Annotated in this window: 15 protein-coding genes; 5 read left to right on the plus strand and 10 right to left on the minus strand. The window is 71.7% G+C overall.

Annotated features, from left to right (window positions below; translation table 11 throughout):
- Positions 1-406 precede the first annotated feature (406 nt).
- The 6 genes from FDO65_RS04210 to FDO65_RS04235 form a co-directional block, all read right to left on the minus strand.
- Positions 407-2,761, minus strand: a complete 2,355-nt coding sequence (locus FDO65_RS04210; RefSeq protein ID WP_137448178.1) for an ATP-binding cassette domain-containing protein — start codon at positions 2,759-2,761, stop codon at positions 407-409.
- Between the two features lie 63 nt (positions 2,762-2,824).
- Positions 2,825-3,232: a VOC family protein gene (locus FDO65_RS04215; protein ID WP_137448179.1), complete on the minus strand. Its 408-nt coding sequence runs from the start codon at positions 3,230-3,232 to the stop codon at positions 2,825-2,827.
- Between the two features lie 10 nt (positions 3,233-3,242).
- Complete coding sequence (locus FDO65_RS04220) at positions 3,243-3,722, minus strand: helix-turn-helix transcriptional regulator (protein WP_137448180.1); 480 nt, start codon at positions 3,720-3,722, stop codon at positions 3,243-3,245.
- Between the two features lie 83 nt (positions 3,723-3,805).
- Positions 3,806-4,567 (minus strand): DUF305 domain-containing protein, encoded by a 762-nt coding sequence (locus FDO65_RS04225; RefSeq protein ID WP_137448181.1) that lies wholly within the window; start codon positions 4,565-4,567, stop codon positions 3,806-3,808.
- Between the two features lie 88 nt (positions 4,568-4,655).
- The gene (locus FDO65_RS04230; protein WP_137448182.1) at positions 4,656-5,126 is read right to left on the minus strand and encodes a hypothetical protein; all 471 of its coding nucleotides are present in this window, start codon (positions 5,124-5,126) and stop codon (positions 4,656-4,658) included.
- A 113-nt stretch (positions 5,127-5,239) separates the two neighbouring features.
- Positions 5,240-5,506: a DUF3072 domain-containing protein gene (locus FDO65_RS04235; RefSeq protein ID WP_137448183.1), complete on the minus strand. Its 267-nt coding sequence runs from the start codon at positions 5,504-5,506 to the stop codon at positions 5,240-5,242.
- Between the two features lie 568 nt (positions 5,507-6,074).
- On the opposite strand from FDO65_RS04235, the gene FDO65_RS04240 reads away from it, so the two are divergent.
- Positions 6,075-6,398 carry a hypothetical protein gene (locus FDO65_RS04240; RefSeq protein ID WP_137448184.1) on the plus strand — a complete coding sequence of 108 codons (324 nt, stop codon included), beginning with the start codon at positions 6,075-6,077 and terminating at the stop codon, positions 6,396-6,398.
- A gap of 161 nt (positions 6,399-6,559) precedes the next feature.
- A complete protein-coding gene (locus FDO65_RS04245) occupies positions 6,560-8,899 on the plus strand; it encodes an FUSC family protein (RefSeq protein WP_137448185.1) in 2,340 nt (779 codons plus the stop codon).
- Here FDO65_RS04245 and FDO65_RS22700 read toward each other — a convergent pair.
- A complete protein-coding gene (locus tag FDO65_RS22700) occupies positions 8,856-9,272 on the minus strand; it encodes a hypothetical protein (RefSeq protein WP_240757409.1) in 417 nt (138 codons plus the stop codon). The genes FDO65_RS04245 and FDO65_RS22700 overlap by 44 nt on opposite strands.
- Positions 9,273-9,434: 162 nt before the next feature.
- Here FDO65_RS22700 and FDO65_RS22705 point away from each other — a divergent pair, with 162 nt between their 5' ends.
- The 3 genes from FDO65_RS22705 (at position 9,435) to FDO65_RS04265 (ending at position 11,652) form a co-directional block, all read left to right on the plus strand.
- The gene (locus FDO65_RS22705; RefSeq protein ID WP_137448186.1) at positions 9,435-10,190 is read left to right on the plus strand and encodes a glycerophosphodiester phosphodiesterase family protein; all 756 of its coding nucleotides are present in this window, start codon (positions 9,435-9,437) and stop codon (positions 10,188-10,190) included.
- 22 nt (positions 10,191-10,212) lie between these two features.
- Positions 10,213-10,926, plus strand: a complete 714-nt coding sequence (locus tag FDO65_RS04260; protein ID WP_137448187.1) for a thymidine kinase — start codon at positions 10,213-10,215, stop codon at positions 10,924-10,926.
- 384 nt (positions 10,927-11,310) lie between these two features.
- Positions 11,311-11,652 carry an RNA polymerase-binding protein RbpA gene (locus FDO65_RS04265; protein ID WP_137448188.1) on the plus strand — a complete coding sequence of 114 codons (342 nt, stop codon included), beginning with the start codon at positions 11,311-11,313 and terminating at the stop codon, positions 11,650-11,652.
- A gap of 83 nt (positions 11,653-11,735) precedes the next feature.
- Here the strand turns inward: FDO65_RS04265 and FDO65_RS04270 are convergent, their stop codons facing one another.
- The 3 genes from FDO65_RS04270 to FDO65_RS04280 are packed head-to-tail and all read right to left on the minus strand — an operon-like array spanning position 11,736 to position 16,122.
- Positions 11,736-12,566, minus strand: coding sequence for a polyprenol monophosphomannose synthase (locus FDO65_RS04270; RefSeq protein WP_205849775.1), 831 nt, complete (start codon positions 12,564-12,566; stop codon positions 11,736-11,738).
- Entirely contained in the window at positions 12,566-14,392 is a 1,827-nt protein-coding gene (gene lnt, locus FDO65_RS04275) for an apolipoprotein N-acyltransferase (RefSeq protein ID WP_137448189.1), read from the minus strand. Before lnt ends, FDO65_RS04270 begins: the two co-directional genes overlap by 1 nt.
- A 59-nt stretch (positions 14,393-14,451) precedes the next feature.
- Entirely contained in the window at positions 14,452-16,122 is a 1,671-nt protein-coding gene (locus FDO65_RS04280; protein ID WP_137448190.1) for an amidohydrolase, read from the minus strand.
- Positions 16,123-16,215 lie beyond the last annotated feature (93 nt).

Consider the following 16,215-nt stretch of genomic DNA (forward strand, 5'->3'; position numbering starts at 1 on the left):
TGTTCCTTATCGGCGATACGTCGTGTGCGGGAAAGAGGGGCCAAACGTGCACCGCTGGTCGCCCTGTTACCTCCCCGCGGCGATCGCTCGGTCACGACCGCGCTGGACTCCCGCCCGGTCCGACGCACACCTGGCAATCCACGAGCGTCGACCTCCCGAATGGCCGACACCTGTGCCGAGCGCGACGGCGTGGCGTGGTTGTCGGCGCCGTTCCAAGCCGTACGCCGATGGTGATGCGAGAGAGCTTTGCCGCCCCGCCTCGCGGGCGTGTCTTTCGTCACCCGTGACGCATCACCCACCGAGTTCGAGGATCGGTGACCTCAGCCTCGTCGTAGAACCTGTGGTGTGGCCGCGAACCCTCTTTCGTCACGCGTGACGTTAATGTGTGGTGGTGCCGCAGACCTGGTCATCGCCGGCCGATGTATCCAGCCAGGTGCTGACCGGTCAGAGTCGTGGCGTCGGCCACCAGTTCGGCCGGAGTGCCCTGGAAGACGACCAACCCGCCGTCGTGACCGGCTCCCGGCCCGAGGTCGATGATCCAGTCGGCGTGCGCCATCACCGCCTGGTGGTGCTCGATGACGACGACCGATTTCCCGGAATCGACGAGACGGTCCAGTAACGCCAAGAGGTTCTCGACATCGGCCAGATGCAGACCGGTGGTGGGCTCGTCGAGCACGAAGATCCCGCCCTTCTCCCCCAGGTGCGTCGCCAGCTTCAGGCGCTGCCGCTCTCCGCCCGACAGGGTGGTCAACGGTTGCCCGAGCGTTACGTAACCGAGCCCCACGTCCTCCAGGGCCGACAGGATCCGATGGGCGGCCGGCAGTTTCGCCTCCCCGGCAGCAAAGAACTCGGCTGCCTCGGTGACCGGCATGCCGAGCACCTCGCTGATGTCGCGGCCACCGAAGGTGTAGTCGAGAACGGCCGCCTGGAAACGCTTGCCCTCACACACCTCGCACGGGATGGCCGTCCCGGCCACCACCCCGAGGTCGCTGTAGATCACCCCGGCGCCCTTGCAGTTCGGGCAGGCACCTTCGGAGTTGGCGCTGAACAGTGCGGGTTTCACCCCGTTCGCCTTGGCGAACGCCTTGCGGATCGGTTCGAGCAGACCGGTGTAGGTGGCCGGGTTGCTGCGCCGCGATCCCTTGATGGCTCCCTGATCGACCGTCACCACGCCGTCCCGACGAGCCAGCGCGCCGTGGATCAGTGAGCTCTTGCCCGATCCGGCGACGCCGGTGACGACGACGAGCTGACCGAGTGGGATGTCGACGTCGACGTTGCGTAGGTTGTTGGTGTCCGCGCTGCGGATCTCGACGGCGCCGGTGGGCGGGCGGGTGGTGGGCTTCAGTTCGGCCCGGTCGTCCAGGTGTCGACCGGTCAGGGTGCCGCTGGTGCGCAATTCCGCGACCGTGCCCTCGAACATGATCCGCCCGCCGGCCGATCCGGCGCCCGGTCCGAGATCGACCACGTGGTCGGCGATTTCGATCGTCTCCGGTTTGTGTTCGACGACCAGCACGGTGTTGCCCTTGTCGCAAAGCTGCTGCAGCAGGGTGTTCATGCGGCGGATGTCGTGGGGGTGCAGTCCGATGGTCGGTTCGTCGAAGACGTAGGTGACGTCCGTCAGGGCCGAGGCGAGATGACGGATCATCTTCGTACGCTGCGACTCGCCGCCGGACAGGGTGCCGGACGGACGGTCCAGGGACAGGTACCCGAGCCCGATGTCGACGAAGGAGTCCAGGGTCTCCCCCAGCGCCGTCAGCAACGGCGCCACGGACGGTTCGTCGAGCTCGTCGACCCAGGCGGCGAGGTCGCTGATTTGCAGGGCGCACAGATCGGCGATGTTGCGGCCCCGGATACGGGACGACCGGGCGCCCTCGTTGAGCCGGGTGCCGTCGCAGTCGGGACAGACGGTGAAGGTGACGACCCGTTCGACGAACGCCCGGATGTGCGGTTGCATTGCCTCGACGTCCTTGGAAAGGAACGACTTCTGGATTTGCGGGATGACGCCGCTGTAGGTGAGGTTGATGCCGTCGACCTTGATCTTGACCGGGTCGCGGTATAGCAGGTCGTGCAGTTCCTTCTTGCTGTAGTCCTTGATGGGTTTGTCGGGGGCGAAGAAGCCGCAGCCGCGGAAGATCCGGCCGTACCAGCCGTCCATGCTGTAGCCGGGGAGGATGAGGGCCCCCTCGTTCAGCGACTTCTCCGCGTCGTAGAGCGCGGTCAGGTCGAAGTCGTTGATTTTGCCCATGCCCTCGCAGCGCGGGCACATGCCGCCGGTGATGGAGAACTCGCGGCGTTCCTTCGTGGTCTGGCCGCCGCGTTCCATGGTGACCGCGCCGGCGCCGCTGATCGACGCGACGTTGAACGAGAACGCCTGGGGTGAGCCGATCCGGGGTTGACCGAGGCGGCTGAAGAGGATGCGCAGCAGCGCGTTGGCATCGGTCGCCGTCCCGACGGTGGAGCGCGGATTGGCGCCCATCCGTTCCTGGTCGACGATGATGGCCGTCGTCAGTCCCTCGAGGATGTCGACGTCGGGGCGGGCCTGGTTGGGCATGAAACCCTGCAGGAACGCCGGGTAGGTCTCGTTGATCAGGCGCTGGGACTCAGCGGCGATGGTGCCGAAGACCAGCGAGCTCTTGCCTGATCCCGACACCCCGGTGAAGACCGTGAGCCGGCGCTTCGGCAGGTCGACGGTGACGTCCTGCAGATTGTTCTCGCGGGCCCCGCGGACGCGGATCAGATCGTGGGTGTCGGCGCTGTGCATGCGGCGGGCCTTCCTTCGACGGGTCCGATGACCGGTGGTGCGGCGCGCGACCCGTCGGCCGGGTCAGACGGCCTGGTTGATGCGGAGCAGATTGCCGGTGGGGTCCCGGACGGCGCAGTCGCGGACACCGTAGAACTGATCGGCCGGTTCCTGCACGATGTCGACGCCGGCCGCCACGAGGCGATCGAACAGTCCGTCCAGGTCGGTCGTGGACAAGGTGAGCATGCCGTAGCTGCCTTTGGCGATCAGTTCGAGGACGACCCGACGCTCGTCGTCGGTCAGACCGGGGTCGACCGCCGGTGGGCTCAGCACGATCGACGTCGATTGGCCGGGCGGTGCGACGGTCAGCCAGCGGAGGCCGTGGTGGCCGACGTCGTTGCGGACCTCGAAACCGAGCAGGTCACGGTAGAAGCCGAGCGCCGCTTCCGGGTCGGTCTGCGGGAGGAACGCCGAAGAGATCGTGATGTCCATGGCGGTCACGCTAGATGCCGTCCCCGGACGGCGACTTCTCGATTTCTGACCGGTGGAGCGTCGACCGGTGGCTCGGGGCGGTGCGGCGGATCGGCCGGGTGACCAGCTTGGTGACGCACGTGGGCAACTCGGCTCCGGCCGTCCGGGCGAGGTCCCGGTAGGCGCCCGGTGACATGCCGACGAGCTCGGTGAAGCGGGTGGTGAAGGTCCCCAGCGACGAGGCGCCGACGGTGAAGCAGACGTCGGTGACCGACAGCTCTGCGCGGCGCAGCAGGGCCATCGCACGTTCGATGCGGCGGGTCATCAGGTACGAGTAGGGCGATTCGCCGTAGGCCCGCTTGAACTCGCGGCTGAGGTGGCCGGACGACCAGTGCACTCCGCGGGCGAGCGCCTCGACATCGAGCGGCCGGGCGAACTCGCGGTCGATCCGGTCGCGGACCCTGCGCAACCGCGCGAGGTCGTCCAACCGCTGGATCTGCCGCTCGTCCACGCCCGCATCGTGGCACGCTCGCCGCGCGGAATGCGCGACGGGAGGTACCGGGCCCCACTGGTCGGGACCCGGTACGTCCTGGGTCAGCCGGCAGCGAGTAGGCCCTGCATCTCGGCGATCTCGGCCGTCTGGTTGTCGATGATGTCCTGGGCCAGGGCGAGGGCCTGGGGATTGCGTCCGGCGGACAGCTGCGTGCGGGACATGTCCACGGCGCCCTCGTGGTGGACGATCATCATCTCGAGGAAGATCCGGTCGAAGTCCGCGCCCCGGGCAGCGGTCAACGTCGCCATCTCCCCCGCCGACATCATGCCCATCGCCGTGTGCTCGACGCTTGCGGAGTCCGGTGACGCGGTGGCGGCGGTACCCGTGTCCCCGGACATCGAGTGACCGGACATGTCGTGGGCGGTGGCGGTCGTCGACGACGACGCCGGGTCGGCTCCCGGGATCGACCAGGTCTGCAGCCAACCGGTCATCCGGTCGATCTCGGGCTGTTGGGCCGCGCTGATGCGAGCGGCCAATCCTCGGACGGCGTCGCTGCCCGCCCGGTCGGCCGCCAACGCCGCCATCTCCACGGCGCCGCGGTGGTGAACGATCATGCCGTCGGCGAACGCGACGTCGGCGTCGTTGTGGTCGATGTCCGCCGTGAGCGAGGACGACGGCGAGGCGGACGGGGCGGTGGAAGCGGTGGCCGATCCACCCTCGGCGTGGCCGGCGCCGTGACCGCCGCCGGAACTGCAGGCGGTCGCGACCAGGGTGAGGGTGACCGTCGCGGCGATGACGGCGGCAGTGCGGGCCGTCGTGCGGTGACCGGGCGCGGGCACGGTGGGACGAAGGGGCAGGTTCATGAATGGGCTCCAGTGACGGGTCTGGGGGTGAGGAGAACCGGGTGGGCTCCGCGCTTCGTGGTGCGCGCGAAGTGACCAGCGGGTCGACCTACACCTGCAGGACCGTCAATTGGTGGAGCCGTTGTCGGCCGTGCGGCGCCCGGGGCGCCCGCCCCGGGCCTGGCATCCTGCGGGAGACGGCCGCCGTGTCGGCCGCCGCACGCCGGAACCGCAGCAGACCGATCACCAGGATGAGGCCCGCGGACAGCAGCAGCCAGCACATCAACATCTCGGCCGCGGTGATCGGGGTCGGGGCGCCCATCGAGACGGGTGCGACCAGGGCGCCGGGTGGCTGGCTCGTGATCGAGCCGGGATTCCCCGGAGGTGAGTCAGGAGCTGGTGGGGAGTCGCTGATGGTGTGGACCGGCGCAGCGTGATGAGCGCCGCCGTGTGAGGTCGAGAGCCCCAGTGCGGCGCTCAGTGATGTCGGCCCCTGGTGATGCGAGGAACCGTGCGCGGTCACCACGTGGAGGGTGAAGAGGCCGAACAGGACGACGAGGGCGAGCAGACGGACGCCCATGCCCCGTGTCCTGCTGCTCCCCATCGGCTCAGCTTGGCATGACGGCCGTCGAGGACGGGGATGCCGGCCGGATCCGCTGACGAATCGGCCGGCATCCACCCGGGTGGGGCTGGTCAGCTGCCCGACTCACCCCGACCGGTGGACTGCTGCAGTCGGTCGATGTGTTCGGAGGCCTGTGCCTTGGTCAGGTCGGCCGGGAGTTCCTCGCCGGCCTCGCGAGCGAGGGTGTCGAGGTAGCTGCGCTGGGGGCCGGTCATCGGTTCGTCGCCGGTCACCCAGTCGGCCGGGTCCTTGCTGGCGGAGTTGTCCGGGTCGGGGCCGGCGCCGCCGATGACGTCGTCGGAGTGGGAACCCTTGGCATCGGGAGAAGAGGTGCTCATGGCTCGGATCGTAGGGGCGGGCTCCGACAACGGGTTTCCCGTCGCTACGCGCAGCGGCTTGCCGATGCCGGGTGGGTGCACCCGTCCGGCTCGCTGCTGAACCGGACGGGCGGGGCACGGGCGGATGTCGCAGCCGCGGTCGGCCTCCGTGCAGCAGCGGGCCGACCGCGACTGCGTACCGCCTCACCCGTGCGGTCTGTACCCGGTCCGCGGGGGTAGATGCATCTCGAATCGGTGGGGTTCACCATCGTTCGACGGTCCTGTGAGGTGACACCCGGCGTCGTGAGGCAGAGATGAGGGCTGGGTCGGGACGGAGCGACACGTCCTGTGACCGACGATGAGCCATACGGCGGAGGTGGACAACCTATCGAGTACTTGTCGGCGAAAATTCGTCACCGACGGTTGAAATGCCCGACTTTGGCTGCCTAGGCTGATTCGGTATAGCGCCGGACGGCGCCGGATGCTCCCGGGGGCCGGCATGGAATCCAGTGAACGCCGAAGGACCGCTCGGCTCATCGACGAGCTCATCGATGGCGCTCATCGACGATGTTCGAACCACCCCTTCCGGTTGCTGCTGCCCACCGGCGAGGTCATGAACATCCCTCCGCACGACCCACTGGTGCGCTGCGCGACGCTGGGACACGCCGGCTACTTCCTCACTCAGGTGGCTCCCTCCCTGGGGGCCTGGCCCGTGCCGACGCCGGCGCCGCCGCACGCCGACCTGCGGTGCTGGATGTCCCCGATGCCCGAGTGGACGGTGTTCACCACCGCTGACGGCGCGAGGAAACCCGTTCCGCGGCCCCACTCGTGCACCCCGCTGTGGGCCGACCTCGCTCCCGACCGTCCGCGCCGTGCGGCCGGGCTGCCGTGGTCCCGGCTGACCAGGGACTGAGCGATCGGCGTCCCCCGTCCGCGACCCGGCAGTCCCGCCTCCGGCGGCAGCCACCCGTGAGTTCGACGGCCCGCCGTCACCGTCCGACCGACGGCGCCCGGTCGGTACATTGCGCCCATCAACCCTGATCGACCGATCACGGCGAAGGGCGGAACGCGGTCATGACGGCCATCGACCGGCTGCATTCCTGGTTCGACGCCCACGACCCGGGTGGCGTAGCGCGGGCCAAGGGCGTCAAGGCCGCGGTCGTCGTCACCGTCGGGTTGGCCACCGGTATCCTGCTCGACCAGACCGACATCGCCACGTTCGCCGCCTTCGGCGGTATCGCGCTGCTGCTGCTCACCGACCTCCCGGGCAACCGGTCCGCCCGGCTCGGTTCCTACCTTCTCCTCGCTGCGGTCGGGACGGTGTTGATCACCGTCGGCACCCTGGCCTCGACCACCGGTTGGCTGGCCGTCGTCAGCATGCTGGTCGTGGGCTTCGGTGTCCTGTTCAGCGGCGTGGTCAGTGCGGCCATCAACGGGGCCGGGCGAGCCGCCCTGCTGACCTACATCCTGCCGGTGTGCCTGACCGCCCCGCCGTCGGCCATCGGAGGGCGATTGACCGGTTGGGCACTGGCGGCGGCCCTGGCCATCCCGGCGGCCGTCTTCTGGTGGCCGCCCCGACAGCACGAGGCGCTGCGGACGGCGGCGGCCGACGCCTGCCGCGACCTGGGTCGCCGCATCCTGCGGACCGCGGGCGGCGGGAGCGGACCCGCCCCGTCCGCTCCCCCGTTCGCCGCGCCGGGAACGGAGCGGGACGAGCCGGACCCGGCGGCAGCGATCCGCCGTCTGCGGGAGACCTTCGGCCGCTCCGAGTCCCGGCCGGTCGGCCTGACCACGGGAAGTCGACTGCTCGGCCTGCTCGTCGACCGTCTGGCCTGGTTGAACACCGTGGTGGCAAGCCTGCCCGCGGATGTCGCACCGGGGAACCGTCCCGAGTGGGCGCGCCGCCTGGAACGGCGCTGTGGACAGGTCCTCCTGGCCTGCGACGACACCCTGGTCGCGGCGGGTACGCCCCGGGGCCCGGACGCCGTGGCCGCGCTGGACGCGGCCATCGAGAGCCTGGAGCAGGATCGGGTGGCCGCGGCGGCGTCCCGGCAGCTCCTGGCGATCGCCGCGCGTACCACGGAACGGTCGCCGGCCCTGCTGCACGAGCTCGCCCACACCTGCCTGCTGGCCGGGGCCACGGTGGCGGCGGCGGGTCGCGCCGATGCGCGCCCGACGTGGGACCGCATCCTCGGGCGCAACAATCCGCCGGCGACCCTCACCCGGCGGGAGGCGGCTGGTCATCTGGCCCGGGGCCATCTCAGCGTCCGGTCGGTGTGGTTCCAGAACAGCCTGCGCGGTGCCCTCGGCCTGGCGCTGGCCGTGCTGCTGGCCGAGGTCACCCATGTCTCACACGGCTTCTGGGTCGTGCTCGGAGCGTTGACCGTGCTGCGGACGACCGCGGTCAACACCGGCTCGACGGCCGTGCGCGCCCTGGGGGGCACGGTCCTGGGCTTCCTGCTGGGCACCGCGGTGCTGGTGGTGATCGGGAGCCATCCGGTGGGCCTGTGGATCCTGTTGCCGGTCACCATCGCCCTCGCCGGGTGCCTGCCCACCATGGTGTCGTTCGTCGCTGGCCAGACCGCGTTCACGGTGCTGGTGATGGTGCTGTTCAACATCGTGGTGCCGGTCGGGTGGTCGATCGGTCTGGTCCGCATCGAGGACGTGCTGATCGGCGCGGCCGCGGCGGTGGTCTGCGCACTTCTGTGGCCGCACGGCGCCGCGGGTGAAGTGCGTCGGTCGCTCGCCGACGCCTATCGCACGGCGGCGGCGGCCCTGATGGCGGCGGTGCAGACGATGGGGGCGCCGCCCGACCTGGCGCGGACCGTTCGGAACGGGTCGATCGCGCCGGTGCCGTGGACACCCGAGCAGACGCTGGCGGCGGAAGCGGCTGCGCGCCTGGACGACGCCGTCCGCCAGTACCTCGGCGACCACGGTGCGCGACGTCTGCCGGTCGAGCAGGTCACCCTGGCGGCCAACGCCGCCAACCGGTTGCGGTTGACCGCCGGCGCGATCCTCAGCGGAGCCGATCATCCGGGCGTGCGGCCCCTGCCGGAGGTCGTCCGCCCCCTGTGGGCCACCCTCCGGGACATCGCCGACAGCCAGCGTCAGTGGTTCGAGGACCGGGCGGCGGACATCGCGGGGGGCCCGCACGCGCGTCGGACAGCGGCCGGGGACGCTCTGCCACCCGTGGCCGACGCGATGCCGGCCCGGGCCGAACGGACGGTGCTGTCGGCGGTCCGTCGTCATCCCGCCCTGCTGGACGACGAGACGCTGTGGCGCCCGGTGTGTGGGTTGTGGTGGACGGCGCTGTTCCTGGACGACGCATCGCGCCTGCAGGACAGGCTCGGGGGGAACCGGCCGGGGCTCGTCAGCTCCGACGGATCCGTTCGGCGGCCCGCGCCGCAGCGATGAGTTCCCCGACCAGCAGATGCATCTCGGACACCGATGCCTTCTCCGCGAGGGCGGTGGCTACATCCTCGGCGGCACACCGCACCTGGAAGAGCCGGTCGGCCAGGTCGTCGCGTTCGGCCGCGCTCAGGACCACGGCGTCGGTCGGCAGACCACCCCGCTGCAACGCCGACCGGTGCTCGTAGGCGCGTTGCCGGCAGGACTGCGCGCAGTACATGCGGGGCCGCCCCACGCCGCCGTGGCCGTTGCCGAGTTCCCGGCCGCACCACTGGCACCGGACCGGGGCACGGCCGTTCACACCGGTGCGGGTCACCGGCCCGCCGTCGGCCGTCACCCCGGTGGGGGCCGGGGGGCTGATCGTGGCGGTCTGGGCCATGGCCGGACCCTAACGTGTACGGCCGATCGAGGGGCGGGGGCACGCCGACCCCGTCCGGGAGAGGCGGGCAACGGTGGTCGCGGTCGGTCATCGGCGCTCTGGCAGACTGCGCCGCAGGAGCGCGGGACGCAGTGGCGTCCTGTCGGGGAGCGGGGGACGTCCGTGAAGTACCTGGAGGGACATCGTCCCCGGGCCATCGCGCACCGGGGTTGGCACATCGGTGACCTCGCGGGCCGGGAGAACACCCTGGCCGCGTTCCAGCGGGCTTGGGACGAGGGCTACCGCTACCTGGAGACCGACGTCCACGCCACCGCGGACGGCGTCCTGGTGGCCTTCCACGACGCCACCCTGGACCGGGTCACCGACGGGTCGGGGCCGATCGCCCGACGCCGTTTCGACGAGCTCCGCGACGTGCGGGTGCGGGGCGTGGACCCGTTGCCGCGGATGGACGAGCTGCTGGCGGCGTTGCCGGACGCGCGGTTCCTCATCGACGCGAAGGCGCCCGGGGCGGTGGGGCCGCTGCTGGACCTCCTCCGCGACGCCGACGCCGGGTCGCGGGTGTGCGTCGGCTCGTTCTCCGATCGGCGGCTCGCCGCCCTGCGGGCCGCCCTCGGCCCGGACGTCGCCAGCTGCCTGTCCCCGCGGGAGGTCTTCGCGCTCGCCCGGGCCGCGGCGGTCGGGCGCTCGATCAGCACCCTGGCGGTGTCCGCGCAGGTGCCGCCGTCGGTGCGGGGCATCCCGGTGATCACCCCACGGTTCGTGGAAGCCGCGCACGCCGGCGGTCTCGAGGTGCACGCGTGGACGATCGACGACCCGGCGGCGATGGGCAACCTGCTGGACATCGGCGTGGACGGCATCATGACCGACCGTCCGGAGGTGTTGCGGGATCTGCTGCAACAGCGGGGCAGCTGGCGGTGACCGTCGCGGTGGTGCGTCGCGGATGACGAGGCGGCGACGGGGGGACGGGTCGGTCCGGTTCTTCCACGGACCGATGAACTGCGGCAAGTCGACGATGGCCCTACAGGTGGACTACAACCAGCGACTCCAGGGCCGGCGGGGGGTGCTGCTGACCCGGCTGGACCGGTCCGGTGGCCCGCAGGTGACCTCGCGGCTGGGTCTGGACCGCCCCGCGGTGGAGGTCGGCGACGACGACGACCTGCGGCAGCTCGTCCCCGACGTCGTGCGGCGTGAGGGCCCCGGCTCGGGGACGGGGGGACCCGACGGTGCGGACTACGTGGTGGTCGACGAAGCCCAGTTCTTCTCCCCCGCGCACATCGACCAGCTCGCCGAGCTGGCCGACCGGCACGGCACCGACTGCCACGTCTTCGGTCTGGCGACCGATTTCCGGGGTCTGCTGTTCCCGGCGTCGGCGCGGCTGTTCGAGATCGCCGACGCGGTGACCGCCATCCCGGTCGAGGTGTTGTGCTGGTGCGGTCGCCCGGCCCGGTTCAATGCGCGTGTCGTTGATCACCGTCGGGTGTTGACCGGCAGCACCGTCGTCCTGGGCGACACCACGGACGAGCCGGCCGATGCCGGGCTCTTCGACGGCGAGGACGTGTCCGGTCCGGTGGCGTCCGGGGGCCACTACCAGGTGCTCTGCCGTCGTCACCACCGCGACGGGCGTCTCGGACCCGACGCCGACCCACCGACCTGACCTTCACGCACGGGAGACCGGGGCGGCGCCGGCCCTGCATCCACCCGGCCGGGTGGCGCGGTACCGCAGACGTGTTCGGACCTGTCACACTACGAGCGGTGCCGCACAGGGGTGGGGAGCGGCATCCGGACCCTGCTTGTCGGGACCGCGGACGGGGAACTTCTCGGTGGAGGCCACCAGAGCCTCACTCGTGCGTCTGTTCTGCTGCGTCGCCGGGCCTGCGCTCCTCCCGGGGAGCGGACAGGCCGGGCCGTCGCCGGGAACGAATGGCATGGTCCCAGCGTTACTCACCGGTAGCGGTACCTACGGTTCCGCGCGCCGGTCGGCATCAGACCGGCATCACCCGCTTCGTGCGGGATGTACCGCAACAGAGGAAGGAACGACATGGCTGACCGTGTCCTGCGCGGCAGCCGCCTCGGCGCCACCAGCTACGAGGCGGATCGCAATCATGACCTGGCGCCCCGCCGGTCCGCGACCTACCGCTGCCCGCGTGATCATGAATTCGTCGTGCCGATGGCGGACGACGCCGAGGTGCCCGCGGTGTGGGATTGCCGTATGCATGGCCAGCAGTCGACGCTCGTCGACGGTTCCGCGCCCGAGGGCAAGGCGGTCAAGCCGCCGCGCACGCACTGGGACATGCTGCTCGAGCGTCGCTCCATCGAGGAACTCGAGGAGATCCTCAATGAGCGGCTGAACGAGCTCAAGAGCCGCCGCACCGCCAGCTGACACCAGCTGCTCGGCCCGCGAACAACGACCGCCCCCGGACCCGTCAGGGTTCCGGGGGCGGCGGCGTTCATGGGCCGTTTCGATCAGTGGGTGGCGGACCGCTGGTCGCTGTCCGGAGCCGCGATCGGCTGCGAGCGACGGCCGACCAGCGAGCGCATCTGGCTCCACCGCTTCTGCGCACCCCAGACCGTGACCTTCAGCAGCGCCTCGCGCACGATGTTGCCGCTCATCTTCGAGGTGCCGATCTCGCGCTCGGTGAACGTGATGGGGACCTCGACGACCCGGAAGCCCTTGTTCAAGGCCCGCCAGGCCAGGTCGACCTGGAAGCAGTAGCCGTGCGATTCGACTGCGGCCAGGTCGAAGCTGCGGAGCACCTCGGCGCGGAAAGCGCGGTATCCACCGGTGATGTCGTGCACGTGGACGCCCAGGGCCAGCCGCGAGTAGATGTTGCCGCCGCGGGAGAGCACCTCACGATGCTTGGGCCAGTTGACGACCGACCCGCCGGGGACGTACCGCGATCCGAGGACGAGGTCGGCGTGGTCCAGGGCCCCGAGCAGGCGGGGCAGCTGCTCGGGGGCGTGCGAGCCGTCGGCGTCCATCTCGACCAGGACGTCGTAGCCGCGCTCCAGCCCCCAGCCGAAGCCGGCCACGTAGGCCGCGCCCAGCCCGGCCTTCTCGGTGCGGTGCAGCACGTGGATGCGCTCGTCGGCGGCGGAGCGTTCGTCGGCGTAGGCACCGGTGCCGTCCGGGCTGCCGTCGTCGACGACGAGGACCGAGGTGGTGGGCACGGCGGCGAGGAGCCGGTCCAGGATCCGGGGCAGGTTCTCGCGCTCCTGGTAGGTCGGGATGATCACCAGGACCTTGCGGTCCGCGGCGGTGTCGGCGGACCGACCCGCGGTGTGCTCGGACGTCACTACTGCTCCTTCGTCGTTCTCGCGGCATCCGTCGTCGTCACGGCGCTCGTCGTCCGGTCACCGGTCGACTGCTTCCGTGCGGAGGACGGTGTCCTCCCGGCGGGACGGGCGGCGGACCGCGCCATCGCGAATCCGAGCAACAGAACCACCGCGGCGCTGACGGTCAGGCTCCACTCCACCCCGTTCCCGAGCACCGTACCGGGTGTGGTGCGGGTCAGTAACGGAACGGTGGGTGTGAGATAACCGGGTGTGAACAGACCGATGGTGGATTCGACCGATCCGTCCGGTCTGATGACGGCCGATACCCCACTCGTGGCGACGACGAGCACTTCGCGTCCATGTTCGACGGCGCGGATCCGGCTCATCGCCTGCTGCTGGTAGGTCTCGTCGGTGTAGCCGAAGGTCGCGTTGTTGGTCTGCACGACGAGCACCTGGGCGCCGCCGTCGACGACGTCGCGGACGAGGTCGTCGTAGACCACCTCGAAGCAGATGACGTCCCCGACCGGGACGCCGGCGACGTCGAGGTTGCCGGGCCGGTCCCCCGGCAGGAAGTAGCCGGCCCGGTCGACCCAGGCGCTGAAGATGCGGAAGAACGAGCGGTACGGCATGTACTCGGCGAACGGCACGGGATGCCGCTTGTCGTAGAAGGCGCCGGGACCGGTCACCGGGTCCCAGACGATGCCGCGGTTGTAAAAACCGTCGGTCGCCTTGGTCCCATTCTGCACCACCGCGCCGACCAGGATCGGCACACCGATGTCGCGGGCGGCCGAGGAGATCATCTCCGCGGCGATCGGGTCGCGGTAGGGATCGATGTCGGAGGAGTTCTCGGGCCACAGGACGAGCCGCGGCGCCGGTGACGTGCCGGCCCGGACGGCGGCGGCCAGTTCGTGGGTGCGTTCGGCGTGCATGCTCGTGACCTGCCGGCGGGTCGCGTTGAAGTCCAGGCCCGGCTCGGGGACGTTGCCCTGGACGACGGCGATGACGTCCTGCGGGGCAGCGGCGATCTCGGCGGCGTCGACCATCGTCAGCCGTCCGGCCAGACCCACCGACCCGACCAGCACCAGCAGCACCGATCCGGCGACGACGCGCCGGCGCAGCAGGCACCAGGCCGCCGAACGATCGACGCCCGGCCCGAACAGCGCGGACGCGGCGACCAGGGGAACGGTCAGCGCGAAACCGGCCAGCGCGGTCAGGAAGGCCAGGCCGGCCGATCCGAGCAGGGACGCCGACGGCAGCAGCGGGCCATCGGCCTGCGTGAACGCCAGCCCGGCCCAGGGGAAACCACCGAACGGGAACCGGCCCCGCAGCGTCTCACCGGCCACCCACAGCGCGGCCGCGAGCACCGGGTACAGCCAGGCCCGTAGTGGCCCCGGCGTCAGGGGGCCCACCGGGTCCAGGACGCGCCGGGACAGGTGCAGCCGGGACGCGACGGCCAGCGCGCCACCGACCAGCGCCGTCAGCAGCGCCTCGGCGATCGACAGGGCGTAGGAGATGGGTCCGACGTAGACCCCGGTCCACGACAGCAGCGGCACGTAGAAGAACAACCCGAAGACCAGACCCAGCCCTAGCCCCGGTCCGAGCCGGCGACCCCAGGTGACCAGCCCGAACAGCGCCAAGCCCAGGGGGGCCAGCCACCACCGGGTGGACGGGGCGAAGGCGTCGTTGACGGCGTACCCGCCGACCGCCGCGCCGAGGATGCGCAGTCCTCCGCTGCCCCGCAGCGCCCGCGCCCGGTCCGCCCATCGGGTACGTCGCGGCCGCCGGGTCCCATCGGAGACGGGCGGAACGGCATCACCGGCGACCGGCGGCGGGGACGAGAGGACCACCGGACCAGGGTAGGTGGCGGACGGGCGGGCACCGTCCGGTCCGCCGCCGGCGGGCCGATCTACGGGGCGCCGTCCGCCCCGCCCAGCAGGCCCCGGTCGTGCACGACCCGCCCGGCGACCATGGTCAGCACGGTCTCGGGCTCGACGAAGCCGTCCCCGAGGTCGGGCAGCAGCGGGATCCGGGACCGTGGATCGGTCGACCAGCGCTGCACCGAACTGTCGGCCTGCGGACGCACCAGCGCGCCGGCCCGGACCACGGCCAGTGACGCCGTCGCCCCCGGGGTCAGGGTCCCGACCGCGCGGTCCAGCCGGCCGGCGGCCCGGTGCCCACCCCGGGTGTGGGCGGTGAAGGCAGCGCGCGGGGACAGCCCGGCCCCCGCGGTGTGGTGCGCGACGGCGGCCCGGACCGCCAGCCACGGGCGGGCCGGGGTGACCGGGGCGTCCGAACCCAGGGCCAACCCGACCCCGGCCTTGGCCAACGCGGCGAACGGGTTGAGCCCGGCCGCCCGTCCGGCGCCCAGGCGCTGGGCGTACATCCCGTCCCGCCCGCCCCACCGGGCGTCGAAGAGCGGTTGCACGCTGGCGATCACGCCGCAGCGGAAAAAGGTGTCGATGGCCGCTGCGTCGGGCATCTCGGCGTGCTCCACCCGATGGGCCCGGGCCGCCAGCCGGACGGTCCCCGGCGGGCCGCCGTCGCCCCGGGCGTCGCGGTCGAGCCGTTCCGCGGCGTGCCGGAACGCCTCGGCCACGGCGGAGACGGCGTCGTCGCCGATGGCGTGGAAACCGGCCTGCACCCCGGCCCGGGTGCACGCCACGAGATGGTCGGTGATCTGCTCGGTGGTCAGGTACCGCGACCCGTAGGTGCCGGGGTCGTCGGCGTACGGCGACGACAGGGCCGCGGTCCGGGACCCCAGGGCGCCGTCGACCACCAGGTCACCGCCGAGGGCGGCGGCGCCGGTGTCGGCCAGCAGCGCCGGGGCCTGGGCGGGGTCGGTGATCGGCGCGGCGAGGTATCCGCGCACCGCAACGCCGATGTCCGACTGGGCGGTCAGCAGAGCCGAGAGATCGGCGCGCCCGGCCGCGTCGCCGGCGGCGCACTCGTGCACCTCGACGATGCCCTGCGCGGCGCAGTGCCGCAGGAAAGCGGCCTGGGCCGCCGATCGCTGCTTCGGCGGCAGGGCGGTCCGGGCGAACGCACGGACTGCCGCGTGGGCGGCGCGGCGGACCGGGGCGGCCTCACTCCACCCGTCCAGGCCCGGTCCTTCGGGGACCGCGGCGGCCAGCGTCGAGCTGATCACCGCGGAGTGCACGTCGATGCGGGTCACGAAGGCGGCCCGGTCCGGCCCGACCGCTCGGTCGAACTCGGCGCGGGTCGGGGGCCGCCCTTCCGGCCAGCGGGTCTCGTCCCAGCCGTGACCCCACAGCACTCCCGACGGGTGGCGGCGGGCGTGCGCGGCGACGGCGTCCAGGGCGGCGGACAGGGACGGGGCGTCCGTCAGGTCCAGCCCGGAGAGGGCCAGTCCGGCGTCGGTGGTGTGCACGTGCGCGTCGACGAACCCGGGGATGACCAGCGCGCCGTCCAGGTCGACGACGCGGTCGGGGTCGGTGACGACGGAGACGGCGTGTTCGCCGCCCACCCAACTGACGACCCCGTCGGTGACGGCCAGGGCGGTCGCTTCCGGGTCGGCGGGGGTGTGGACGCGGCCGTTGCGGAACAGGATGGTGCTCACCGGTGCCAGTCAAGCAAACTCGCGGCCCGGCCGGTCACGGCGCCGTGGCGGCTCCCGGCCCGGGGGTCAACCACACTCACCTGTTCGGGCAGG

It is taken from the genome of Nakamurella flava (genome assembly GCF_005298075.1).
Taxonomy (GTDB): Bacteria; Actinomycetota; Actinomycetes; order Mycobacteriales; family Nakamurellaceae; genus Nakamurella; species Nakamurella flava.

Bases quoted from the DNA above. Each gene is read 5' to 3' on its own strand.
- FDO65_RS04215 (WP_137448179.1), bottom strand. From the start codon at position 3,232: ATGGACATCACGATCTCTTCGGCGTTCCTCCCGCAGACCGACCCGGAA.
- FDO65_RS04245 (WP_137448185.1), top strand. From the start codon at position 6,560: ATGACGGCCATCGACCGGCTGCATTCCTGGTTCGACGCCCACGACCCG.
- FDO65_RS04235 (WP_137448183.1), bottom strand. From the start codon at position 5,506: ATGAGCACCTCTTCTCCCGATGCCAAGGGTTCCCACTCCGACGACGTC.
- FDO65_RS04225 (WP_137448181.1), bottom strand. From the start codon at position 4,567: ATGAACCTGCCCCTTCGTCCCACCGTGCCCGCGCCCGGTCACCGCACG.
- FDO65_RS04230 (WP_137448182.1), bottom strand. From the start codon at position 5,126: ATGGGCGTCCGTCTGCTCGCCCTCGTCGTCCTGTTCGGCCTCTTCACC.
- FDO65_RS04265 (WP_137448188.1), top strand. From the start codon at position 11,311: ATGGCTGACCGTGTCCTGCGCGGCAGCCGCCTCGGCGCCACCAGCTAC.
- FDO65_RS22700 (WP_240757409.1), bottom strand. From the start codon at position 9,272: ATGGCCCAGACCGCCACGATCAGCCCCCCGGCCCCCACCGGGGTGACG.
- FDO65_RS04260 (WP_137448187.1), top strand. From the start codon at position 10,213: ATGACGAGGCGGCGACGGGGGGACGGGTCGGTCCGGTTCTTCCACGGA.
- FDO65_RS04210 (WP_137448178.1), bottom strand. From the start codon at position 2,761: ATGCACAGCGCCGACACCCACGATCTGATCCGCGTCCGCGGGGCCCGC.